The sequence below is a fragment of the Mycolicibacterium setense genome, assembly GCF_000805385.1.
In the GTDB taxonomy this organism is placed as follows: domain Bacteria; phylum Actinomycetota; class Actinomycetes; order Mycobacteriales; family Mycobacteriaceae; genus Mycobacterium; species Mycobacterium setense.
The window spans coordinates 65,833-88,554 of record NZ_JTJW01000003.1; the positions used below are offsets into that span (position 1 = coordinate 65,833).

Consider the following 22,722-nt stretch of genomic DNA (forward strand, 5'->3'; position numbering starts at 1 on the left):
CCCCCTGCCCGCGTATTGGTCCAGCCAATTCTATCCAGGTTGAACTAGAGTTCAGCGATCGCCATGTGAGATTCGGGCAGAATCTGTCCGCCGTCGACGACCAGCGACTGTCCGGTGATGTAGGCGGCTTCGTCGGTGGCGAAGAACAGCGCCGCGTTGCCGATGTCGGCGACCGACCCGAGCCGGCCGGAAGGTACCGCCGTGGCCATTTGGTCCATGTAGTCCTGGCCCATTTCGACCAGACCCTCGGTGATGATGTTGCCGGGAAGCACGGCGTTGACGGTGATCTTCTTGGGCGCCAGTTCCATTGCGGCGGTGCGCAGGAAGCCCAGTTGGGCGGCCTTGGACGCACCGTAGTGCGACCAGCCGGGGTAGCCCGTGATGGGACCGGTGATCGATGAGGTGATGACGACGCGACCGCGGCCGCTGGCGGTCAGTGCCGCCAGCGCGGCCTGCACGATGTAGACGGTGCCCTTGAAATTCACGGCAAGGACTTGGTCGATGTCGTCGGGAGTGAGGTCTTCCAGGCGCCCGGAGGGGAAGATTCCGGCATTGGCACACACGATGTCCAGGCCGCCGTGCCGCTCGACGGCGGCGCTGACCACCTGACGGGCGTCTTCGGGGCTGGTGACATCCGCGCGCAGGCCGCTGACCTTGCCCGGGGCGTCCGCGAGCGATGCGACCGCGTCATCGAGATCGCCCTGGTTGCGACCGGTGATGAGGACGTCCACGCCGGCCTGGGCGAACGTCTGGGCGATGCCGCGGCCGATGCCCTTGCTTCCGCCGGTGACGATGGCCGAGCGGCCCTGAAGCGATGCGAACATATTTGGGATCCTTTGAGAGTCAGGTCAAGGTGAGGCCGTTGGAGCGCAGGTAGCGCTCGGCGAGTTCACAGCTGCCGGCGGCATAGCTGATGGCTTTGGTGGCCGATTCCCTGGAGTGGCTATGGCTGCCCATCCAGGCCAGTAGCAGCAGCCTGCGCAGCAGCACGAACGATGCCAGCATGTCCTCGTCGGAGGAGGGCAGGTCACGTCTGGTGCGGTAGCCGCTCACCCAGGCATCCTGCCATTCCGGCAGGGCCGGGTCATCTTCGATGAACGACACCGCGGTGCCGAAATCGTAGAAATACCAACCGAATCCACAGTCGTCGAAGTCGATGACGGTGATCTTGGAAACACCCGAGGCGTCGGGGTCCACGAGTAGGTTGGCCAGCCGCAGGTCGGCGTGGATCAGCCCGTAGACCTCGGATCCGGTGCCGTAGGCATGCAGCCGGTCGTGCAGCAACTGCTGGGCGCGTTCGAGCACCTGCTGCTCGGCCGGGCCGACGCCTTCGGCGTCGTGCCAGCGGCCCCACCTGGGAGCGGCGCCCAGGCTGTGTTCCCAGTCCCAGGAGAACCTGGCGAATCCTGCCGGACGTTCCCACCGCTGCGAATGGTCGTGCAGCGCCGCGGTGATCCGGCCCAGCGTGTGGAAGTCGTCGAGTGTCAACGCGTCCTCGTCCGGCTCCGCCCCGGCGACCATGCCGAAGTGCACGACGTGGCGCGCAAACCCGCCGGATTCCCGACCGCCGAGGGTCACCACGCGCCGGCCGTCGCGGGCCGGCAGCACCGTGGGCACCGTGACATCGCTGTCGGTCCGCAACGCCTGCAGCCAGTCCAGTTCGGATTCGATCTCGCGAGGCTCGTGGTAATCCTGCCGGTGCACCCGCAGGATGGACTGGTTGCCGGCGTCCTCGACGAGATAGGTGGCATTCTCGGACAGGTTCAGCAACCGCAGGGTCGCATCCGCCCCGATGTCGTATTGGCTCAATGCCAGTTGAGCGACATCGATCTCGTCGGTGATAACCATCGGTACTATCTCCTCTTCGCGCAAGTGCTCATTGGTGGCTCCGTCCTTCGATGCCATCGAGCACAACCGTGATCCGGTCCCGCGCCACCGTGACGTCGGCGGTGCTGCCGCCGATGTAGAGCCTCCCAGCGGCGCCGATCATCTGCACGTCGACCACAGTAAGCCCAGGTGCGGCCCGCTCCGCCTCGTTGGCCGCGACGGCCGCGAACAACGCCGGGGTCATCTCGTACACCAGCAGAGACTGCCCGGGCAGGATCATCGACGCCTGGCGATTGCGGTTGAGGATCACCGCGTGCTGATCGGTGATGTTCTCGATGATGTCGTGGTAGAGCACCTGTGGCCGCAGCTGGTCGGAGGCCTTGTTGCCGGTGCCGGCCAGGATCGCCTCGCCGGCCCGCCGGACGTCCTCCAGATTGGCAGAGTGGATCTCCAGCACGCCGAATTGCCGTTCGACGTACAGGATTCCGGGCTGGATACCCGGAACCTCACGCAGGGCCAGGTCGATGACCCGCTCGATCGCCAAGGCGGGGGACACCTCGACGATCAGAGCGTGCTCACCTTCGTACGGTGGGTAACCCCGGGCCCGGGTCGGTGTTCCGAGGTAGGCGGCGAACTGGCGCTGCAGGTCCTCCACCAACAGGTAGACGCGGATCTGGGTGCGAATCCGCGTGCTCTCCTCCGCTTTGGTCGGCATTGCTACTTGCCGGCGACCGCGAAGTGCGCGCCGAGCTCGTTGTGCGGACGCGGGATGACGTGCACGCTCACCAGTTCGCCTACCTGCGAGGCGGTCTCGGCGCCGGCCTCGGTGGCGGCCTTGACGGCACCCACCTCGCCGGTGACGATCACGGCGACCAGTCCGTCGCCGACCTGCTGGCGATCGGTGATGGTGACGTTGGCGGCCTTCACCATGGCGTCGGCGGCGGCCAGCGCAGCTACGTAGCCCTTGGTCTCGATCAGTCCGATTGCGTTGCTGGACATGGGTGTTTCTCCTTATTTGTTGGAAATGCCGGATGGGTTTGTGTCTGTGCCGGTGTCGATGGATCCGATGATGAGGGCGTCGACCGGGGGCGGGGTGCCGGTGAACCAGCCCGAGGCCACGGAGCCCTGGGCGACCAGGACCCGCTCGCCCACACCGCTGCCGAGCACGTCAAAGGCGATCAGCTTCGATCCGGTGCCGTCGATCTCGACCTCGAGGAACGCACCGGCGGGGATGCCGTCGATCCGGCGGGTCGACCACACGTTGCCGGTCACGGTCGCAGATATCATTTGCGCTCCTTCTCAATCGTGATCCCCAGACTGCGGGCCTTTTCTCGAGCCAGCGGGGTGAGCACCGCCTTGCGACCGAGCACGAGCGTGCCGCCGGTCATGTCGGCGATGTGGCGTTCGGTGACCGCGCCGGTTTCGATGCGCCGGCTGGCACCGCCGCCGGACGTCCGATTGGATCCCGCCAGCCGGAAGCTGAGCCGGCCGGCCTTGAGATCAGCACGGGTTTTGGGGCTTTCGAAGAGCCGCAACAGCTTTCGCACAAAGCTGTCGAGGTCTCGGTCGTTGGACAACTGCACGGTCTCGGTGCGGTTCTTGCTGTCGACGGCACGAGGCCCGGTGGGTTGCACACCGAACTGGTCGGCGACCGTCGGCGGAGCCGGGGCCGGTGGTGGGGGGACAGCCACCGGCCCCGGGGTCTTGGCGGCGGCGCGGGCGTCCCGGACCGCCTCCCGCACCACTTCGCGCACGAGGGCGCGGAGCTCGTCACGGCTCATGTCCATGCGCGATCCGCCTTCGCTCCTCGCTGGCCATTCACGCTGTGGCCCTCGCCAACGCGTCCCGGGCCGCCTCGGCTGCGGTTCGAACGTCGGCTTCGGTTCCGGACAGGTAGACGCGGCCCGTGGCGCCGATCATGCGGAAGTCGACCACCTTGATGTCGGCGGCCTTCTCGGCCTCGTTGGTGGCAAGGATCGCGTAGGAGGCGGGGGCCACCTCGAGCACGAACAGGGATTCGCCTGCCAGCACCATGGACCCGATCTTGTTGCGGTTGATCAGGAATGCGTGCTGATGGTCGACGCTGGAGATGATGCGCGAGGCCAGCACGTTCGGCTGTACCGCGCTTCCGGTGTCGCCACCGAGCTCATCCAGTGCGGCGTCGGCGGCGGCCTTGACCGCACCGGTCTCGCCGTGGAACTCCAGGTAGCCGAATTGGCGCTCTACCACCAGGATTCCGGCTTTGACCTCGGCATGCTTGAGAGCGACATCGGTAACGCCCTCGATGTCCAGGCCGGGAGCCACCTCGATGATCTGGGCGGCCTGGTTGGCCCGGGGAAGAGCACCCTTGATCCAGGTGCCCAGGTACGACATGGTCTGCGGTTGCAGCCGGTCGATGAAGATGAAAGAACGAAGTTCAGCCACAGCCCTACCTCTTGATCAGTTGTGCGAGTTCTTCGGCCACCAGTGCGCGTAGTTCCGCGCGCAGCGCGTCGAGTCCCAGGTCGGTCGTGCGGGCCGCGCCCGGCGAGCGCGGAGCAGGCCTGGCCCCGGAAGCGATTCCGTTGCGGTCGTTGGAGGCGCGCGGATATTCCGGCACCGGTCCGGCCGGCGAGTGCCACGGGTTGATCCCCGCGAAGTTGCCCATGGGCACGCCCGAATCGCTGTTGTAAGCGATGCGGGCCCAGTTGATCAGGTTCTGCGGTTGCAGGTTCTCCCCGATCGAGCTGCGACCGACGAAACCGGTGCCGATGGTCATCGAGGGCGCCAGGTTGGTGTCCAGTCCGGAGCTGCCGGTGCTGTTGCCGACGTTGACCGAAACCCGCAGCACCGGTACCTGGGCCGCGAAATCGGTGATGACCGAAGGGTTTTCGCTGTGGATAGCAGCCGAATGCCCGGCTCCGCCGATCCGCACCACCGCCCGGGCCGCACGGATTCCGCGTGCGGCGTCGGCGGCGGTCGTCATGCCGAGAACCGGGGACAGCTTCTCGTGGGCCAGCATCTCCTCGCTGATCACGTCGTCGAACGGCGCGATCAACACTCGGGTCTTGGGGGTGACCCGCAGGCCCGCCTGCCCTGCGATCCAGGCGGCGTCACGGCCCACCACGTCGGTGTTGAGGTGCCCGTCGGCGAACATGTAGGCGCGCAGCCGCCGTGCGCCGTCCTCGTCGAGGATGTGCGCGCCGGCGCGGGTCAGCGCACCCGAAAGCTTGCCGGCGATCACGTCCTCGGCGATCAGGACGGATTCATTGGTGCACAGCACCGAGTTGTCGAAGGCCTTGCTGTCCACGATGCGCTTGGCCGCGGCGTCGATGTCGGCGCTGGCCTCGACGAACACCGGAACATTGCCGGGGCCCACTCCGAGGGCGGGGTTGCCCGACGAGTACGCCGCCCGCACGACGCCGGTGCCGCCGGTCGCCACGATGACATCGGTGCGCTCGTCGGCCATCAGGGTCTGTACCAATGGGATGGACGGTTCCTCGACCACCTGGATGATGCCGTCCGGTGCGCCGGCCGCCACCGCGGCCTGGGCCAGCAGCCGGGCCGCATCGGCCGAGCACCGCTTGGCCCGTGGGTGCGGGGCGACGACGACGGCGTTGCGGGTCATCAACGACAGCAGGACCTTGAAGTACACGGTGGCAACGGGATTCGTCGTCGGCGTCAGAGCCAGCACCACCCCGGCCGGGCGTGGCAGTTCGACGATCTTGCGGGCCTCGTCGACCCGCGGCGACACGTAATCTCCTGCGGATTCGCCCCGAGCGTAGTAATCGACGATGCCGCGCGAGCAGGCCCGGTTCTTGGTGACCTTGTCTGCCACCACACCCATCCCGGTCTCGGCGACTGCTTCGGCGGCGAACCGTTCGGCTGCGGTGTAGGCGGCGTCGGCCACCGCGTTGACGATCTCCGACACTGCGGCTCGGTCATAGTCGGCGTACGCGCCGGCGGCCCAACGGGCACGTTCCAGCATGTGGCCGGCCTGTGCGGTACTGGTCATGATGCTTTACGTCCCTTCGGGTTCGACCGGCGCCCGGGCCCTCTCGCGGCCTCGCAAGCTCGGCCGACGGCGACGGCGAGGCGGTCCAGGACGTCCTCGCACAACTCACGCGACAGCAGCAGGCCGGGTTTGAACTGCAGCACACGGGGATCCAGGGTCGAGAAGATCGCCCACACCCCGTTCTCGTAGAGCTCACGCATGACGAACTTCGCGCCCTCGGGATGGTCGAACTCCAGCCCGATCACGACGCCGTTCTGCCGGATCCCGACGAACCAGTCCGGATTGTCGGCCTGAATGCGTTGCAGCCCGTGGTCGAAGATGTCGGCGATGTAGTGCACCATCGAGCGCACTTCGGGGCGGGTGCAGATCTCCAGGGTCTTGATGGCGGCGACGCATCCGAGCTCGGCACCACCGAATGTCGAGATGTGGCCGAATCCGTCCTGGTCGAGCCATTGCGCGGCGCGGTCACCGAGTAGGGCGGCGGTGATCGGGTACATGCCGCCGGACAAGCCCTTGCCGGTGACCAGGATGTCGGGTTCGATGCCGTGCTTGGTGATCGCCCACAGTTCACCGGTACGCATCAGCCCGGTCTGCACCTCGTCGGCGATGTAGAGCGTGCCGTGCTTCTCGGCAGCGGCCTTGACCGCCTCGAGGTAACCCGGTGCGGGGAGCGGGAATCCGTACGTCGCCGGGATGGTCTCCATGATGACCGCGGCGATATCGCCGGAGGCCAGCACCCGTTCCATCGCGTCGATGTCGTTGAACGGCACCTGGAGGAACTCGTCGGGCTGGTCGGCCAGGAAGAACTTGGCGAACCGGTCGTCGCCCGTGGCCACCGCCAGACCGGTGTGGCCGTGGTAGGCCTTGACGATCGAGACGATCTTGCGGCGCTGGGTGGCGTGGCGGGCGCTCTTGAGCGCGATGTCGATGGCCTCCCCGCCGCCGGAGCCGAACGCGACCTTCTTGATCGAGGCCGGCGCCGTCTCGACCAGCCGCTGCGCCAGTGCGGTGCGGGCCACCGACGGGAAGTGGTGGTTGCCGACGTCGAAGTGCGCCATGCCTTCGGTGATCGCCTGCATCACTTCGGGATTGCGATGACCCAGGTTGTAGGTCCCCCCGTTGAGGTGCATGTCGATCAGGCGGCGTCCGCCCATGTCCCACAAGAAATAACCCTCGCGGCGGTCGATCACCAGATCGACACCCGAGTCCGTCCAGAACTGTGTCTTGTCTGGATTCCAGAACGTCTTGGCTCGCTCCAGCACCTGGGCTTTGGAATCGAACGTGAACGTGCCGTAGTCGTACATGCGGCTCCCTCTTCAGCTATGCGGTAGCTGTGATGGGCCTCACCGTAAACGGTCGCAACCATTTATGTCAATGGTTGCGGGAAGTGCTTGCCAACTGATTTTGGTAGTGCCAATATACGTAGGTCCCAACTGTGGCACAGGCCACAGCGGGCGTCCCATTGTTACCTGGAAGGTACCCCCTAGATGACCGATCAAGCTGTCGCTGGGAGTGAAGACGCAGCTCACGATGTCCAACGACTGAAACGCAACGCCGTCGGCACCGTCGGCGTCATTTTCATGGCGGTGGCGACCGCCGCTCCGATCACGGCAATGGTCGGCAACGTCCCGATCGCTGTTGGCTTCGGAAATGGTTCACATGCACCGGCCGGCTACATCGTGGCGACCGTGGTCCTCGGACTGTTCGCCGTCGGCTACGCGACGATGGCCAAGCACATCACCACCACCGGAGCCTTCTACGGCTACATCTCCCACGGCCTCGGCCGCATCGTCGGGATGGCCAGCGGCGGTCTGATCACCATGGCCTATGTGGTGTTCGAGGCTTCCCTGATCGGGATCTTCTCGTTCTTCTTCCAGAACTTGATGCAGTCCCAGCTGGGCATGCACATCCACTGGATAATCCCGGCGCTGCTGATGCTGACGGTCAACGCGGTCCTGACCTACTTCGACGTCAACCTGACCGCCAAGGTCCTCGGCGTGTTCCTGGTGACCGAGATCGTCATGCTCGCGCTCGGTGCGCTGGCGGTGCTGGTCAAGGGCGGCGGGCCGCAGGGCTTCGCGGTCGCCGAGACCATCAACCCCATCGGCGCGTTCTCTCCTGCCGCCGGAATCGCCGGTGCCAGTGCCGGATTGGGTCTGTTCTTCGCCTTCTGGTCCTGGGTGGGTTTCGAATCGACCGCGATGTACGGCGAGGAGTCGCGTAACCCCAAGAAGATCATTCCGCGCGCCACCATGTTGAGTGTGCTGGGCGTCGGCGCGTTCTACGTGTTCGTGTCCTGGATGGCGATCGCGGGCACCGGTCCGCAGCGTGCCGTGGAACTCGCGCAGGATTCCGCCACGTCATCGGAGATCTTCTTCGGCCCGGTGCGTAGCACCTACGGCGAGTGGGCGATCACGGTGTTCAACATCCTGCTGGTCACCGGGTCGTTCGCCTGCGGCATGGCGTTCCACAACTGTGCGTCGCGCTACCTGTACGCGCTGGGCCGGGAAGGGCTGTCGAAGGGCCTGCAGAAGACCATCGGCGCAACACATCCCACGCACGGCTCGCCGCACATCGCCTCGTTCGTGCAGAGCGCGATCACCCTGGTGATCATCCTGGCCTTCCTGCTCGCCGGGTTGGATCCGTATGTGCACATGTACACGCTGCTGGCGATCCTGGGCACCATGGCGATTCTGATCGTGCAGTCGCTGTGCGCCTTCTCGGTGATCAGCTACTTCCACATCCGCAAGAACCACCCGGTGTCCAAGCACTGGTTCAAGACACTGGTCGCCCCCGGCCTGGGTGGCATCGGCATGCTCTACGTCGTGTACCTGCTGTGGGAACACAAAGAATCCGCCGCGGGCACCGCGTCCGGCACCCTGCTGTTCAAGCTGACGCCGTGGATCGTGGTGGGAATCTTCATCCTGGGCGCGGGTATGGCCACCTACTTCAAGCTGCGCGATCCGCGCCGCTACGAGTTGATCGGCCGGATCGTGTTCGAGGACAACGTTGTTCGAGACTGAACCTGCTCCGAATCGAAGCCATCGGGGACCGATCACCTACCCGGCCGGTAGATGGACTCCTTCGAACGCGTGCTGCTGAAATTCGTCCTCGCGTGGGCACCCTATGGGGGTCCACGCGAGGACGACGTATGGATCGAATTCGGTATGACCGCCGAGCAGTTGCGTGTCCGGTTCGCCAGGACGGTGGCCGGTCAGGTGCCCAGGGCCCGGACGCTCTCGGCGGCCGACCGGTCACTGCTGGGGCAGGCCTGCCGGTATCTGCGGCAGCAGCGCGAATCAGGCGAACGCTGCCCGTAAGTGGGCGAACTGGCTGGCCATGAAGGCTTGGGCCACAGGTGTTTTCGCCGCGATCTGGTCGAACCCGTGGAACGCCCCGTACACCGCTTCCACCTGGCATTCGACGCCTGCGGCGCGCAGCCGCTCGGCGTAGGCCATGTCCTCGTCGTGGAACAGATCCAGGGTTCCGACACCGATCCAGGCCGGCGGCAGTCCGGCCAGGTCGACACGTCGTCCCGGGACGGCGACGGCCGGATCGGCTCCGCCCAGGTACGCCGACCAGCCGAACTTGTTGCTGCCCTGGGTCCACAGCCGGTGGCCGGGATTGTCCAGCTCCGGGCCCACCGAACGGTCGTCGAGCATCGGGTAGACGAGAACCTGCGCGGCCGGCGAAACCTCGCCACGGTCGCGGGCCAGCAGGGCGAGCGCAGCGGCCAACCCACCGCCTGCGCTGGCACCGGCCACCGCCACCCGCGACGAATCGACTGCGGGAAGTGCCGCCAGCCACTTCAGCGCGGCATAGCAGTCCTCGAGCCCGGCCGGGTAGGGATTCTGCGGTGCCAGCCGGTATTTGACCGCAGCCACCGTGGCGCCCAGTTCCCTGGCGAAGCGCCGGCACAGGGCGTCGTCCTGCGCGGGGCTGCCCAGCACATAGCCGCCGCCGTGGATCCACAACACGGCCGGCGTCGGCTCGGTGACACCGGTCGGCCGGAACAGTCGCACCCCGACGCCGGAGCTCAAGGTCAGCACCTCGACGTCAGCGGGCGTCTGCCGGTTCTGCAGCACCGTCAGCCGCTGCAGCAGCGGTAACGTGCGCCGGCTCACCAGCTGCCGCGGGATGAAGCGCGCGATGCGTTCGAGATCCGGATGGAAATCTGTGCGGGAGGTCACAGCGTCAGTTCTACCTCCTCGCCTCGTGCGGCACCGATGGCAGGGGCCGTAGAACGGTCTTGAGTCTCCCCCGACGGGAGAGTTCAGACTGAGCCGGTGACTACAGAATTGTCGATCGGCGACTTTTCCCGAATGACACAGTTGCCGGTCAAGACGCTGCGCCATTACCACGAGGTCGGATTGCTGGAACCCGACCACATCGACCCGTCCTCCGGTTACCGCTACTACACCGCCGAGCAGGTGGCGACGGCGCAAGTGGTGCGTCGGCTCCGCCAGGTCGGGATGCCGATCGCGGATGTGCGCGCGGTGCTGGCAGCTGCGCCGGCCGACCGCAATGCACTGATCGGTGGTCATCTCCAGCAATTGGAGGACCAGCTTGCCGCGACCCGCAGCGCTGTCGAGTCGCTGAGAGCGATCCTGCAGCGGCCGGACGAAGCGTCCCGGATCCACTATCGCAGCGTCGCGGCAGCCTCGGCTGCGGCCGTCACCGCGACGGTGGATCGCGACGAGCTGCTGCCGTGGTGGCAGGGTGCGGTCGGCGAGCTACGGGCCACGGTGCTGCGCGAACCCGAACTGACCGTGACCGGAGCGCCAGGGGCGTTGTTCGGGTTCGACATCTTCGCACGTGATCGCGGCGTCGCGACTGTGTTCATCCCGGTCGAAGGCGAAGTCCACCCGGTCGGCCGGGTCGCACCGCAGATGATTCCGGCAGCCGAACTCGCGGTGGTGAATCACCGCGGGTCGCATGACGATGTGGACCTGGCCTACAGCGCACTCGGGGAATACGCGACCAGCCGGGAGATCAGTGTGGAAGGACCGTTGCGCGAGTATTACGAGCGGTTCTTCTGGGACACCGATGATTCCGCAGAATGGCTGACGATGCTCTGCTGGCCCGTCTTTCGGGCCGACGCGTGAACCGGCTCGAGGGGCGGCGCGCCGTGGTGACCGGTGGCACCAAGGGTGCGGGCGCCGCGATTGTCGCTCGGCTGCGGCATGCCGGTGCGCACGTGACCGCAGTGGCGCGTCACCATGGTGAAGGAGCCGTGGCAGCAGACGATTTCGTCGCCGCGGACCTCACCTCGGTGACCGATGTAGCCGATCTGGCGTCTCATGTTCGCCGGAACGGTGGTGCCGAGATCTTGGTACACACCGCGGGCGGCTCCGCGGCGCCATCCGGAGGGTTCGCGGCACTCAGCGATCAGGATTGGGCCGATGAGCTCAGCCTGAATCTGCTGGCGGCGGTTCGGCTCGACCGGGCGCTGCTGCCGATGATGATCGAAGCGGGTTCGGGCGCGGTGGTGCACATCGGGTCGATTCAGAGCCGGATGCCGCTGTACGACGCCACCCTGGGGTATGCGGCGGCCAAGGCAGGGCTACGGGCCTACAGCAAGGGCCTGGCAAATGAGATGGCGCCCAAAGGTATTCGGGTCAACACGGTATCCCCGGGCTTCATTCAGACCACGGCAGCCGAGGCGTTGATCGGTCGCATCGCCGCAGCCGCCGAGACCTCCCGCGCGGAGGCGCTCGAATCGGTGATGTCCGCGCTCGGTGGCATCCCGCTGGGGAGGCCGGCCCAGCCTGCCGAAGTCGCCGAGGTGGTCGGGTTCCTGGTGTCCGACGCCGCATCCTCCATCGTGGGCGCCGAACTGGTGGTCGACGGCGGCACGGTGCCGACGGTGTAGGTGATCGCGGTGGCAGTTACGGCCACGCGGCCGCTACTTCAGCAGCGGGTCGCGGGGCAGGCCCAGGATGCGCTCGGCGATGGTGTTGCGGGTGATCTCGGATGTCCCGCCGGCGATGGTCATGGCGCGGTTGCCGAGATAGGCCCGGGTCAGCTTCTGCGTCTGGCCCGTGACTCCGGCCGAGCCCACGAGGTCCATGCCCAGCGCGGTCAGATGCTGGGAATGCTCGGCCACCAGCAGCTTGGTGACGTTGCCCTCGGGGCCGGGCTCGGCGCCGGCGATGGCACGGCTGACCCGGCGCAGGTTCAGTAGCCGCAACGTGTGCCCGACGGCGATCACCTCGCCGGCGCGGCGCACGTGGCGTGCTCCGTCGGGATCGGCGTCGATCAGGGCCACCAGCTCGTCGGCGTCGAATCCGGTCGGTGCCGCGGAACCGCCACCGATCGAGATGCGCTCGTTGCCCAGGGTGGCGCGGGCGACCAGCCAGCCGCGGTTGACGTCACCCACCACATCCGCGTCGGGGACGAACACGTCGTCGAAGAACACCTCGTTGAAGTGGGCGTCGCCGGTCAGGCCGCGTAGCGGATTCACCGTCACCCCAGGGGCTTTCATGTCGATCGCCATCATGGTCACCCCGGCGTGCTTGGGTGCGTCAGGGTCGGTGCGCACGGTGGCCAGCCCCCACTGGCAGTGCTGAGCCAGGCTGGTCCACACTTTCTGGCCGGTGACCCGCCAACCGCCGTCGACCTTCTTGGCCGCGGTACGCACCGCGGCGGCGTCCGAACCCGCTCCCGGCTCGGAGAACAGCTGGCACCACATGACCTGCCCGCGCAGCACCGGCTCAACCCAGCGCTCCCGCTGATCGTCGGTGCCGGCCTGAGCGATGGTGAGGGTCACCCAGCCGGTGATGCCCATGTCGGCGCGCTCGATCTGTGCCGATTCCCCGGTCTCTTCGCTGCTGCCTGATGGGCCGAACTCTTCCTCGATCACCAGCTGCTCCAGCACATCGGCGGCGCGGCCGTACGGCTTGGGCCAGTGCGGCACCAGATAGCCCGAGTCCACCAGATAGTCGCGGCGCTTGTCCTCGGGCAGTGCGCGCACGGCCGCCGCGGCGTCGCGCGCATCCTTCCGGTACTGCTCGGCCTCTTCGGGGAGTGAGAAGGAGGCTCCGTGTGCCTGCCCGCTGCGCTGTCCGTCGACGACGTCGATCAGGGGATCGGCGCCGTCACCGAGCACCGCGGCCAGGGTGCGGGCGCGGCGCAGGTAGAGGTGTGCGTCGTGCTCCCAGGTGAAAGCGATGCCGCCGTGCAGCTGAATGTTGTTCTCGGCGTTGAAGATCACCGACCGGATCGCGTGCGACGCGGCCACCGCGGCGGCAAATCGGGCGGCGTCCAGGTCGTCGGCACGCGCGGCGTCCCACACCGCTGCGGTGGTCTGCTCGGCGTCGACGAGCATGTTGGCCGCGTGGTGCTTGACAGCCTGGAATGTGCCGATGGTGCGGCCGAACTGCTCGCGCACCTTCGCATACTCGACGGCCATGTCGAGTGCCGCCCATGACACGCCAACCGCCTCCGCCGAGCCGAGGATGCGGAACACCGTGCGGGCGGCCCGCGCGATACCGCGCAGGATCCGGCTCTCGTCGACCGACACCGCCCGGAGATCCACCGCGCCGATACTGCGTGTCGTGTCGAGGGAATCTTGTGCCGTGACGGTGATCCCGTCGGCCGTGGCGTCGACGATGACGATGTCGTCCCCGGCGGCCAGGACGAGCAACTGGGCGTCGGGTGCGCCCAGCACGGCGCGCGCCTGCCCGCCGACCAGACCGTCAGCGCCGATGGCCACCGAGCCGGCGAGCCCGAGAGCTGCCACGGTCGTGCCGTCAGCGAGGCCTGGAAGTAGTTCGGCCCGAACATCGTCCGGGGCGTAGCGGTCGATGACCACCGAGGCCGACACGGTCGGCAGGAATGGGCCGGGGGACAGTTCGCGGCCGGCCACCTCGGCGACGACGGCAAGCTCGGGCAGGCCGAAACCGGAACCGCCGTGCTCCTCGGAGATGGCCAGCCCGTTCCAGCCGAGTTCGGCGCAGGCGGACCAGATCTCGTCGGGGTAGGTGCCGGGATTCTCAAGCGTGGCGCGGGCAGCTGCGCGGCTGCCGAGCCGGTTGAACTGCCCGAGTGCAGCGTCGGCGAGATCCTGGTGTTCTTCGGTGATGGCCAACGCGGACTTAGTCATGGTTAGCGAAGCTAACGGGAGTGCGTGGTTACGTCGACGTGATGCAGGTCACATTTTGACGCCGGGTGAACAACTCGGCGAAGTTGTCCCGTCCGCCAATCCGCTGCGGGGTAGGCTCGCGCAATGACGGCACGACCGGATAACCGGTACCCCGCACCGACACTCGCCGATAGGGCGAGATGGTTGCTACGCGCGAAGCCTGCCGACCATATGCTGGCGCTGAGCGTGGCATCGGCTTCGCTGCCAGTCGTGGGTAAGCACCTGGAACCGTTTGGCGCCATTGCTGCGATCGGGGTGTGGGGGTTCCGTCACCTGCCCGAATTCGTGAGTGCGTCGGCGAAGTCCTGGCTCGCGCCGGAAAACGGCGAGCTTCGCAAGGCCGAGCGGGCCCAGACCAACACCGTGGCGCAGGACGGGCTGCGCGGTGTGGTTCCCGCCGGCGAGCTGGCCATTGACTGGCCGGCTCCGGACAACCTGCCGCCGTTGTGGCACACCCTTGAGTACCGGCGCGACGTGTATCGGACCTCGGTGCGCTACGGCGACGACCCGGCCCAGCTGCTCGACGTGTGGCGGCCCAAGAATTTGCCCGCCGAACCGGCGCCCGTCCTGCTGTTCGTGCCCGGCGGAGCCTGGGTACACGGCGGCCGGATCCTCCAGGGCTACGCATTGTTGTCTCATCTGGCGCGGCAGGGCTGGGTGTGTCTGTCGATCGACTACCGGGTGGCTCCGCACCATCGCTGGCCGCGGCACATCACCGACGTCAAGGCCGCGATCGCCTGGGCGCGGGCCAACGTCGACAAGTTCGGTGGCGACCGCAATTTCGTCGCCGTTGCGGGCTGTTCGGCCGGTGGTCACCTGGCCGCGCTGGCCGGTCTCACCCCGAATGATCCGGAGCTGCAAGGTGATCTGCCCGACGGGGCCGATACATCGGTCGACGCCGTGGTCGGCATCTACGGCCGCTACGACTGGGAGGACCGCTCGACCGAGGAGCGGGTCCGGTTCGTCGACTTCCTCGAGCGGGTTGTGGTGGGCCGCAGGATCGATCGCCATCCGGAGATCTACCGGCAGGCCTCACCGATGGCGCAGATCCATCCCGAGGCACCGCCGTTCCTGGTCATTCACGGCACCGGTGACACCGTCATTCCGGTGGCGCAGGCACGCAGTTTCGTCGACAAGCTCAAAGCCGTGTCGCGGGCAGTGGTCGGCTACATCGAGCTGCCTGGTGCCGGGCACGCCTTCGACATGACCGACGGGGCCAGAACCGGGGCGATGGCCACCGCAATCGGCTTGTTCCTCAACCAGATTCACCGAAACCGGGCGATGGACGAGGCTAAAGCGGTCATATAGACGTTTCCACACCTGGGGAGGGACACCGTGAAGCGGTTGAGTGGGTGGGACGCGTTCCTGCTTTATACAGAGACGCCCAACGTGCACATGCACACGTTGAAGATCGCGGTGATCGCGCTCGACGACATGGGGGACCGGACATTCGGGATCGACGAGTTCCGCGAGGTGATCCGCGGACGGCTGCACAAGCTGGACCCGTTCCGCTATCAGCTCGTCGACATCCCGTTCAAGTTCCACCACCCGATGTGGCGGGAGAACTGCGACGTCGACCTGGAGTACCACGTGCGGCCGTGGCGGGTACGCCCGCCGGGCGGGCGCCGCGAACTCGACGAGGCCATCGGCGAGATCGGCAGTACCGCCCTGGACCGCAGCCGGCCGCTGTGGGAGATGTACTTCGTCGAAGGTCTGGCCAACGGGCGGATTGCCGTGGTCGGCAAGATCCACCACGCGCTGGCCGACGGGGTCGCCTCGGCGAATCTGTTGGCCCGCGGGATGGACTTGAGTGACGGCCCGCAGCGCGACGAAGACTCGTATGCCACCGACCCTGCCCCCAGCAAGACCGAACTGGTGCGTTCGGCGTTCGCCGACCACATGCGTCAGCTCGGCCGGTTGCCCGGGACCGTCCGCTACACGGCCAAGGGCTTCGGTCGGGTACGGCGCAGCAGCCGCAAGCTGTCGCCCGAGCTGACCCGGCCCTTTACCCCGCCGCCCAGCTTCATGAACCATATCCTCGACGAGAAACGTCTGTTCGCCACTGCCACACTGGCTTTGGCTGACGTCAAGGAAACGAGCAAGGCACTCGGCATCACCATCAACGACGTGGTGCTGGCCATGTCGTCGGGGGCATTGCGCAAGTTGTCCCTCAAGTACGACGGCAAGGCCGACCATCCGTTGCTGGCCTCGGTGCCCATGAGTTTCGACTTCTCGCCGGACCGCATCTCGGGCAACCGGTTCAGCGGCGTGCTGGTGGCGCTGCCGGTCGACGTCGCCGATACCGCCGAGCGGGTGCGCCAAGCTCATGACGCGGCCGCGCTGGCCAAGGAGAGCCATCAACTCATCGGTCCCGAACTGATCGCGCGCTGGGCCGCATATATGCCGCCGGCCCCGATTGAGGCGATGTTCAAATGGCTGTCCCACCAGGACGGTCAGAACAAGGTGCTCAACCTCAACATCTCCAACGTGCCGGGCCCGCGGGAACGGGGCAAGGTGGGCGGGGCCACGGTCACCGAGATCTACTCGGTCGGCCCGATCACCACGGGCAGCGGGCTGAACATCACGGTGTGGAGCTATGTCGACCAGCTCAACATCTCGGTGCTCTCTGACGATGCCACGGTCGACGATCCTCATGAGGTCACCGACTGCATGCTCGAAGAATTCCGCGAAATCCGAAGGGTGGCAGGGCTTTCGGAGAAGTTGACCGTGGTCGAGTCCGCGATGCCGCAGTAGCGCGTCGAAGGCCCGCCATGTCAGCTAACGATGTTGCCGATTTCATCGTCGTCGGTGCGGGTTCGGCCGGATCGATCGTGGCGTCGCGGCTGGCGTCGGAAGGTGCCGATGTGGTGCTGATCGAGGCCGGCGGCAGCGATCGCCGGCCCGACGTTCGGATACCGGCTGGGATCGCGTCGCTGTATATGACGGCGAACTGGAAACACCAGTGCGCACCTGATCCAAGTAAGGGCGACGCTCTCGAAGGGTTCCCAGCCGGCCGCATCGTCGGTGGTAGTGGGTCGATCAATGCCATGGTCTATGTACGGGGACGTGCGTCCGATTACGACGGGTGGGCCGATGCCGGTTGTGAAGGCTGGTCGTACGACGACGTTCTGCCACATTTCAAGGCAATCGAGAACTGGGTGGGTGGTGCCGACGACTACCGCGGCGACTCCGGCCCGATCCCCGTGTCGTGGTGCGCGCACCGCAACCCGGTCAACGAGGCGTTCCTCGCGGCAGGTGCCGAGGCCGGGCACCGGGTCAACCCCGACCAGAACGGTCGCTCCCAGCTGGGTGTCTCGCGAACACAGGTCAATCAGCACCGCGGCCTGAGGGTCTCCTCGGCACGCGCATTCCTACGGCCCCTACCGCGAGATCGACGGCCGCGCCTGTTCACCAAGACCGCGGTGTCACGCATCGTGATCGAGAACGGCAGGGCCATCGGCATCGAATGCAATGGCCGCCGACTGCGCGCCCGCAGGGAAGTCATCTTGAGCGCGGGGGCCATCGGATCGCCGACTCTGTTGCTGCGCTCCGGCATCGGGCCGTCGGGCGCCACCCTGGATCTTGGGGGCGTCGGCGCAAACTTCCAGGACCATCTGGTGGGGACCCAGTGGTGGGAATCGAAGGTGCCCACCGCGAACACCCTCGGCCCGCTCGGGGCGCTCAAGGGCATCGGCTCATTGCTCATCCGTGGCGACGGAATCCTCACCATGTCGCCGTTCGAAGCCCAGATCTTCACCGAGGAATTCCAGATCGCCGTCAGCCCAATGCATTACGAACTCGACACAGGCACCGGGCGGATGAACGTCGAAAGGGTTGACGGGTTCACCGTCTACACGGTCCTCATGCACCCGCGAGCGCGCGGGCGGGTCGGACTATGTGATGGGAAGGCCAAGATCGAGTTTCCTCGACTGGGCGATGGTGATGACACCGGTCGACTGCTCAAGGGCATGAGGCTCGCCCGCGACGTCATCGACGGATCCCAGGCGATGCGGGGTATCGCGGGAGCGTACAAGAACATCGGCGAGCAAGATCATGCCTGGCTGGCTCGGCGAGAGATGAGCATCGGCCACGCCGTGGGAACCTGCCGCATGGGTATCGACGATGGGTCGGTTGTCGATCCCCGGCTACGGGTCCACGGCATCGACGGGCTCCGCGTGGTGGACGCGTCGGTCATGCCGACACTGACATCGGGCAATACCAATGCGCCCACCATGATGATCGCCCACCGCGCAGCAGATCTCATTCTGGACCGCATCTGAGCCGAGCCGGCTATTGGATCGGCTCGTCCCCGAGCACCGTGGTGCGCAGCATGTGGCGCGGTGAGTTGGGCTCATACGGTGCGGCGCGGTGTAGCACGCCCTGGTTGTCCCAGATGACGGTGTCGCCGACGGACCACTTGTGGCGGTACACCTTGTCCGGAGTGGTGGCGCGGGCGAGGAGTTCGGCGAGCAGTGCGCGCCCCTCGTCGAGGTCCATGCCGACGATGTAATCCGCCGAAGCGCCCAGTACCAAGGACTTTCGGCCATTGCGGTGGGTCCATACCAGCGGGTTCTCGTGCGTCGGCCGCGCCGCCCACCGTTGCCGTTGCTCCGGTGTCGGGTCGGGGTAGACGCGCCGCTGCGACGCTTCCAGGGAATGAACCACCCGCAGCGTGCCGAAGCGTTCCTTCTCGGCTTCGGTCAGGGAGTCGTAGGCGGCATAGGCGTTGGCGAACTCCGTCTCCCCACCACGGGCAGCGACTTCGATGGCTGACAGCACGGTCGCCTTCTGCGGGCATTCGTCGTGCACGGGAGTGCAGCCGTCGATATGCCAGTCGAACGTGGCCTTGAGATATTCGGCGGCCTTGTTCTTCGTTCTGTCCAGGGTGATCGGGTAGATGCCCGACACCGGGTGGTGGCCGTCCGCGGAGCGGTCGATCTCGCCGAGCCGCTGTGAGAAGGCCACTTGGGCTTCGGGATTCAATTGCAGGCCGTGGAAGACCAGCACGCCGTTGTCTTCCAGGGCGTCCAAGACGGCGGCCCCGAGGCCGTCGTCGGTGCCCAGTCGTTCGGCGTCGACACCGACAACCTCGGCGCCCACCGATGTGGTCAGCTTGTTGATGGTCAACACACTCATAGGTGTGTCCTTTCGTATTCGGTGCCGGTTACGGCCGTGGGTCGCCGGTGCGGATCATGACTGCGTCGGCGGCGTCGATCGGGGCGGGGTGGTGCATGATCTCCACCGACATCGAGACCATGATCAGCGAATAGATCATGTGCAGCAGATTGAGCGCATCGTCGGGAACGTCGTCGAGTGGAAACTTGTCGCAGTACTCGATCGCCTCTTCGAGCCGCGGGAAGAAGGCGTCGTAGAACTGGTGCATTTCGGGCATGGTGCTGGCCAAGCGCTGGTCCCAGCGTTCGGTTTCTGATGGCAGACACCAGATCTCGGCGTAGGGCTCCAACTCTGCGAATGCGCTGGGCAGTCGGGCAGACGTCATCGTGACGCTCCTGCCGGCGTGCGTTCGCGCTGATAGGCATCGACCCAGTCGACGGCCACCTTGTGCAGGTGGCGCACCAGGATCTCCTGATCGTTGAGCGGGAAGTCGTCGATCACGTCGTACTCGAGCGCGGCCTGCGTGCCGCCGAGCATGCCGGCGTCCTGGAGGGCGAACTCCTTGAGCACCACAGCGGCCACCTCGTGTTCGATGCGCTCTCGCACGGTGCGGGCCGGGTGGAAGTAGGTGAACGCCTCGAACCGGTGGGTGTTGTGCGAGGTGGGCCAGTAGCGGTACAGCAGGTACCAGCCGCCGTAGATCAGGATCTCCAGGTTGGGGAAGATCTGGAAGTTGCTGATGCCCCACGGTTCGATGTTTCCCGGGTTGAGTCCTTGCATCGGTAGGTCGCCGATGTCGGGAGTCCGCCACGGACCCACGAGCCCGCTCTGGGTGGCCCGCTCGATCGGGTACATGTACTCCGGAGCGAGGAGCCAGCGCCGCGTGCCGGCCGTCGAAACGAGCCGGTGCGGACCGTCGAGCTGGAAATGTCCACATGTGAAGCCGGCGTTGGGATCTCGCACTTCCGGTGGCACCTGCTGGGTGTGCAGCGACGGCACGTGGTAGTACTCCTGGAAGGCGTCGGCGAAGATCTTCCAGTTGCTGTTGTTGTGGGCCACCCAGTCGTAGCGCTCGGTGAGTTTGTCGAACGGGTAGTCATCGAGTGCGGTGACCATCGGACCCAGGAAGTCGCGCAGGGTCTGGCGTGGCTCGCGGTCGAAGTTGACGAACACGAAGCCGGCCCAGACATCGCAATGCACCGGGACCAGGCCGTAGTCGGCGGCATCCAGGCCGCGGAAGTCGTCGACGTCGGGCTGTGACAGCAGCTTCCCGTCGAGGCCGTACCGCCATCCGCAGTGCCGGCATTCGAATTCGCCATCGGCGCGGCGCAATTCGGTGGCCCGGAAGTCGGCCGGTACCAGGGGGTGCCCACGTCTACGGCACATGTTGTGGTAGGCCCGGATGCCGCCGTCGTGGTCTTTGACCAGGAGCAGCGATGCATCGGCGGCCTCGATTTGGCGGGTGATGAAACTCCCGACCTCGGGAGTCTCCTCCACCCGGCTGATGTTGAGCCAGGCCCGCTTGAAGACAGCTTCCCGCTCCAGAGCGTAGAACTCGGGAGAGATCGAATCCCGGAAGGGTATCGGCCCGGTACCCAGATCCGGATAGTGCTCGGTCCAGGACCCCTCGGCCGGCTTGGGCCACTTGGTTGCCATGCGAACCTCCGTGTGACTAGTGGGTTTTGGGACTGCTCGGGCGGCACTCGCCGCTACATCACCGAGCCGCCGTTCACGCCGAGGGTCTGACCGGTGATGAACCCGGCCTCCTCGGAGCACAGGAAGCCCACGGCGGCAGCGATATCCGCACCGGTTCCCAGCCGGCCGAGGGGAATGTTGGCGGCGATGGTCTCATTGGACGGCAGATGGCCTGCCGCCTGCGACTGGTGTTGCATCGGCGTCTCGATGCCGGACGGCGGGATGTTGTTGACCGTGATGCCGTGCGTGGCATATTCGCGGGCCAGCGATTTGGTCAACGTCAACAGCGCGCCTTTGGACGCGGCGTAGTGCGCCGCGAACGGTGTGCCGCGCTGGGCGCTCGACGAGGAGATCATCACGATGCGGCCCCAGCCGGCGTCGACCATGTCAGGAAGGGCGACCTGACAGCACCGGAAGGTGCCGCTCAGGTTCACGTCGATCATCTGGGCCCAGGACTGCTCGGTGATCTCGGCGAATGACGCGTACCCGAACATGCCCGCGCTGGTGACCAGGATGCCCACGGCTCCCAGCTCACTGCGGACCTTGCCGAAAGCCTCTTCCACGGCGGCGCGGTCGGTGATGTCGGCGCCGACCGCGAACGCGGTGACGCCGGCCGACCGCAGATCATCGGTGACACGTTGGGCGGCATCGGCATTCACGTCGAGCACCGCGACCTTGTGGCCACGCCGCCCCAATTCGTGGCAGGTCGCTTCCCCCATACCCGACGCCCCGCCGGTCACCACGGCCACCCTGTTCGTCATTTCAGTCACCTGTTCTCACTCATAGACCACTGTCACTGTGCGACTGGTGGGGATCGTCTGACACGTCACCACCCACCCATCGGCGACCTCGTCGTCATCGAGGGCGTCGTTGTTGAGCATCCGGGCCGTGCCCTCGACCACCTGAGCCATACATGTTCCGCACGAACCGGTTTCGCACGACGACGGGGCTTTCAGGCCGGCCAGCCGAGCGGTCTGCAGCAAGGTGTTGCCCGCGCGGTAGGGCGCGGTGACGGTGCTGCGACCCAATTCGATGGTCACCTCTTCGGTGACCACGGGTTCGGCCGGGTCGAGAGGCGGAATCGCCGCGACAGTGAAGCGCTCGAGATGGATCTGCTGCTTGGGGATCCCGGCATCGAGCAGGACGCGCTCGACGGTGTCCATGAACGGGGCCGGACCGCAGACGTAATAGTCGGTATCCGCGTGGTCGTGTCCCGGCTCCGCACTGCCGATGAAGTCGGCGATGTGTCGTGGTGAGACGACGCCGTCGAGGTCGTCGAGATGGTGATGCACCTCGAGGCGCTCACCGTGGGAGTCGGTGAGGCCCGCCAGCGCATCCCGGAAGATCACCGATTCGAGGTTGCGGTTGGCGTAGAACAGGCGGGCGTTGCGGGTGGTGGCGGCCAGCGCCGAATGCACCAATGAGTACACCGGAGTGATGCCGCTGCCGCCGGCGAAGGTGACGACGTCGCCGGCGGTGGAGGTGAGGACGAAGCGGCCCTCGGGCGGTGCGACATGCAATTCGTCGCCGGCGCTCAGGGTGTCGTTGATCCAGTTGGAGACCAGGCCGTCTCGATCGCGCTTGACGGTGATCCGCAGATCTGACTCGACGGCCGGGGAAGAGGACATCGAATAGCACCGGCGATGTTCGGCACCGTCGATCGTCACTCGCAAGGTGACGAATTGTCCGGCCAGATAACGGAATTGGTCCTTGCGCGCCTCGGGGACATCGAGGACCAGTGATACGGCGTCAGTGGTCTCGCGGATCACGTGTTTGATGCGCAACGGCGTGAACCCGTCGGCGTCGTTCACGTCGGCGGATTGCATGCGGGGTGTCGTCGATGTCTCCATCGCGATCCACAATATCAAGTACTTGTCATTAATCTCAAGTGGTAGATATCGGGGCGTGGTCGACGCCGGTAGAGGCGCGCGGGCCGTACGTTTCGCCT

At 66.3% G+C, this 22,722-nt stretch carries 23 protein-coding genes; 7 read left to right on the forward strand and 16 right to left on the reverse strand.

Annotated elements, in window-relative coordinates; genetic code table 11:
• Positions 1-44: 44 nt before the first annotated feature.
• Genes fabG through QQ25_RS01920 form a run of 9 tightly spaced genes read right to left on the reverse strand, consistent with a single transcriptional unit; the run spans position 45 to position 7,125 of the window.
• Entirely contained in the window at positions 45-824 is a 780-nt protein-coding gene (gene fabG / locus QQ25_RS01880) for a 3-oxoacyl-ACP reductase FabG (protein ID WP_039312734.1), read from the reverse strand.
• Between the two features lie 19 nt (positions 825-843).
• Complete coding sequence (locus QQ25_RS01885) at positions 844-1,848, reverse strand: phosphotransferase enzyme family protein (RefSeq protein ID WP_039377693.1); 1,005 nt, start codon at positions 1,846-1,848, stop codon at positions 844-846.
• 28 nt (positions 1,849-1,876) lie between these two features.
• Entirely contained in the window at positions 1,877-2,542 is a 666-nt protein-coding gene (locus tag QQ25_RS01890; protein WP_039312737.1) for a microcompartment protein, read from the reverse strand.
• Positions 2,543-2,544: 2 nt separating this feature from the next.
• Positions 2,545-2,826, reverse strand: coding sequence for a BMC domain-containing protein (locus tag QQ25_RS01895; RefSeq protein WP_029106444.1), 282 nt, complete (start codon positions 2,824-2,826; stop codon positions 2,545-2,547).
• Between the two features lie 12 nt (positions 2,827-2,838).
• A complete protein-coding gene (locus QQ25_RS01900) occupies positions 2,839-3,114 on the reverse strand; it encodes a EutN/CcmL family microcompartment protein (protein ID WP_039312740.1) in 276 nt (91 codons plus the stop codon).
• The gene (locus QQ25_RS01905) at positions 3,111-3,614 is read right to left on the reverse strand and encodes a hypothetical protein (protein ID WP_101906376.1); all 504 of its coding nucleotides are present in this window, start codon (positions 3,612-3,614) and stop codon (positions 3,111-3,113) included. The genes QQ25_RS01900 and QQ25_RS01905 overlap by 4 nt, the downstream gene beginning before the upstream one ends.
• Positions 3,615-3,645: 31 nt before the next feature.
• Positions 3,646-4,251: a BMC domain-containing protein gene (locus QQ25_RS01910; RefSeq protein WP_039312743.1), complete on the reverse strand. Its 606-nt coding sequence runs from the start codon at positions 4,249-4,251 to the stop codon at positions 3,646-3,648.
• A 4-nt stretch (positions 4,252-4,255) separates the two neighbouring features.
• A complete protein-coding gene (locus tag QQ25_RS01915; protein ID WP_039376863.1) occupies positions 4,256-5,821 on the reverse strand; it encodes an aldehyde dehydrogenase family protein in 1,566 nt (521 codons plus the stop codon).
• Positions 5,818-7,125 (reverse strand): class-III pyridoxal-phosphate-dependent aminotransferase, encoded by a 1,308-nt coding sequence (locus tag QQ25_RS01920; RefSeq protein WP_039312747.1) that lies wholly within the window; start codon positions 7,123-7,125, stop codon positions 5,818-5,820. The genes QQ25_RS01915 and QQ25_RS01920 overlap by 4 nt, the downstream gene beginning before the upstream one ends.
• 183 nt (positions 7,126-7,308) lie before the next feature.
• Here QQ25_RS01920 and QQ25_RS01925 point away from each other — a divergent pair, with 183 nt between their 5' ends.
• Positions 7,309-8,844, forward strand: a complete 1,536-nt coding sequence (locus QQ25_RS01925) for an APC family permease (protein ID WP_039312750.1) — start codon at positions 7,309-7,311, stop codon at positions 8,842-8,844.
• A 51-nt stretch (positions 8,845-8,895) separates the two neighbouring features.
• Positions 8,896-9,141, forward strand: a complete 246-nt coding sequence (locus QQ25_RS01930) for a hypothetical protein (RefSeq protein WP_039312752.1) — start codon at positions 8,896-8,898, stop codon at positions 9,139-9,141.
• Here the strand turns inward: QQ25_RS01930 and QQ25_RS01935 are convergent.
• The gene (locus QQ25_RS01935; protein WP_039312755.1) at positions 9,121-10,011 is read right to left on the reverse strand and encodes an alpha/beta hydrolase; all 891 of its coding nucleotides are present in this window, start codon (positions 10,009-10,011) and stop codon (positions 9,121-9,123) included. The two genes, QQ25_RS01930 and QQ25_RS01935, sit on opposite strands and share 21 nt — an antisense overlap.
• Positions 10,012-10,107: 96 nt before the next feature.
• Here QQ25_RS01935 and QQ25_RS01940 point away from each other — a divergent pair, with 96 nt between their 5' ends.
• A complete protein-coding gene (locus QQ25_RS01940; protein WP_039376865.1) occupies positions 10,108-10,926 on the forward strand; it encodes a MerR family transcriptional regulator in 819 nt (272 codons plus the stop codon).
• Positions 10,881-11,693, forward strand: a complete 813-nt coding sequence (locus QQ25_RS01945) for an SDR family oxidoreductase (protein WP_052235634.1) — start codon at positions 10,881-10,883, stop codon at positions 11,691-11,693. Before QQ25_RS01940 ends, QQ25_RS01945 begins: the two co-directional genes overlap by 46 nt.
• A gap of 33 nt (positions 11,694-11,726) precedes the next feature.
• Here the strand turns inward: QQ25_RS01945 and QQ25_RS01950 are convergent, their stop codons facing one another.
• Positions 11,727-13,925: an acyl-CoA dehydrogenase family protein gene (locus QQ25_RS01950; protein ID WP_039376867.1), complete on the reverse strand. Its 2,199-nt coding sequence runs from the start codon at positions 13,923-13,925 to the stop codon at positions 11,727-11,729.
• Between the two features lie 123 nt (positions 13,926-14,048).
• Here QQ25_RS01950 and QQ25_RS01955 point away from each other — a divergent pair, with 123 nt between their 5' ends.
• The 3 genes from QQ25_RS01955 to QQ25_RS01965 are packed head-to-tail and all read left to right on the forward strand — an operon-like array spanning position 14,049 to position 18,244.
• Complete coding sequence (locus QQ25_RS01955; protein ID WP_039312767.1) at positions 14,049-15,272, forward strand: alpha/beta hydrolase; 1,224 nt, start codon at positions 14,049-14,051, stop codon at positions 15,270-15,272.
• A 27-nt stretch (positions 15,273-15,299) separates the two neighbouring features.
• Entirely contained in the window at positions 15,300-16,718 is a 1,419-nt protein-coding gene (locus QQ25_RS01960) for a WS/DGAT/MGAT family O-acyltransferase (protein ID WP_039312770.1), read from the forward strand.
• 17 nt (positions 16,719-16,735) lie between these two features.
• Entirely contained in the window at positions 16,736-18,244 is a 1,509-nt protein-coding gene (locus tag QQ25_RS01965) for a GMC family oxidoreductase (protein WP_039376869.1), read from the forward strand.
• Positions 18,245-18,254: 10 nt separating this feature from the next.
• Here QQ25_RS01965 and QQ25_RS01970 read toward each other — a convergent pair whose 3' ends face one another.
• From QQ25_RS01970 to QQ25_RS01990, 5 genes are read right to left on the reverse strand one after another with little or no spacing between them, the layout of a single operon-like run.
• Complete coding sequence (locus tag QQ25_RS01970) at positions 18,255-19,100, reverse strand: TauD/TfdA dioxygenase family protein (protein WP_039376871.1); 846 nt, start codon at positions 19,098-19,100, stop codon at positions 18,255-18,257.
• A 28-nt stretch (positions 19,101-19,128) separates the two neighbouring features.
• On the reverse strand, positions 19,129-19,464 hold the full coding sequence (locus QQ25_RS01975) for a hypothetical protein (RefSeq protein WP_039312779.1): 336 nt from the start codon (positions 19,462-19,464) through the stop codon (positions 19,129-19,131).
• Positions 19,461-20,735, reverse strand: a complete 1,275-nt coding sequence (locus QQ25_RS01980) for an aromatic ring-hydroxylating oxygenase subunit alpha (RefSeq protein ID WP_039376872.1) — start codon at positions 20,733-20,735, stop codon at positions 19,461-19,463. Before QQ25_RS01980 ends, QQ25_RS01975 begins: the two co-directional genes overlap by 4 nt.
• A gap of 53 nt (positions 20,736-20,788) precedes the next feature.
• Complete coding sequence (locus QQ25_RS01985; RefSeq protein ID WP_039376875.1) at positions 20,789-21,535, reverse strand: SDR family NAD(P)-dependent oxidoreductase; 747 nt, start codon at positions 21,533-21,535, stop codon at positions 20,789-20,791.
• Positions 21,536-21,550: 15 nt separating this feature from the next.
• Positions 21,551-22,624 (reverse strand): ferredoxin--NADP reductase, encoded by a 1,074-nt coding sequence (locus QQ25_RS01990; RefSeq protein WP_052235562.1) that lies wholly within the window; start codon positions 22,622-22,624, stop codon positions 21,551-21,553.
• Positions 22,625-22,722 lie beyond the last annotated feature (98 nt).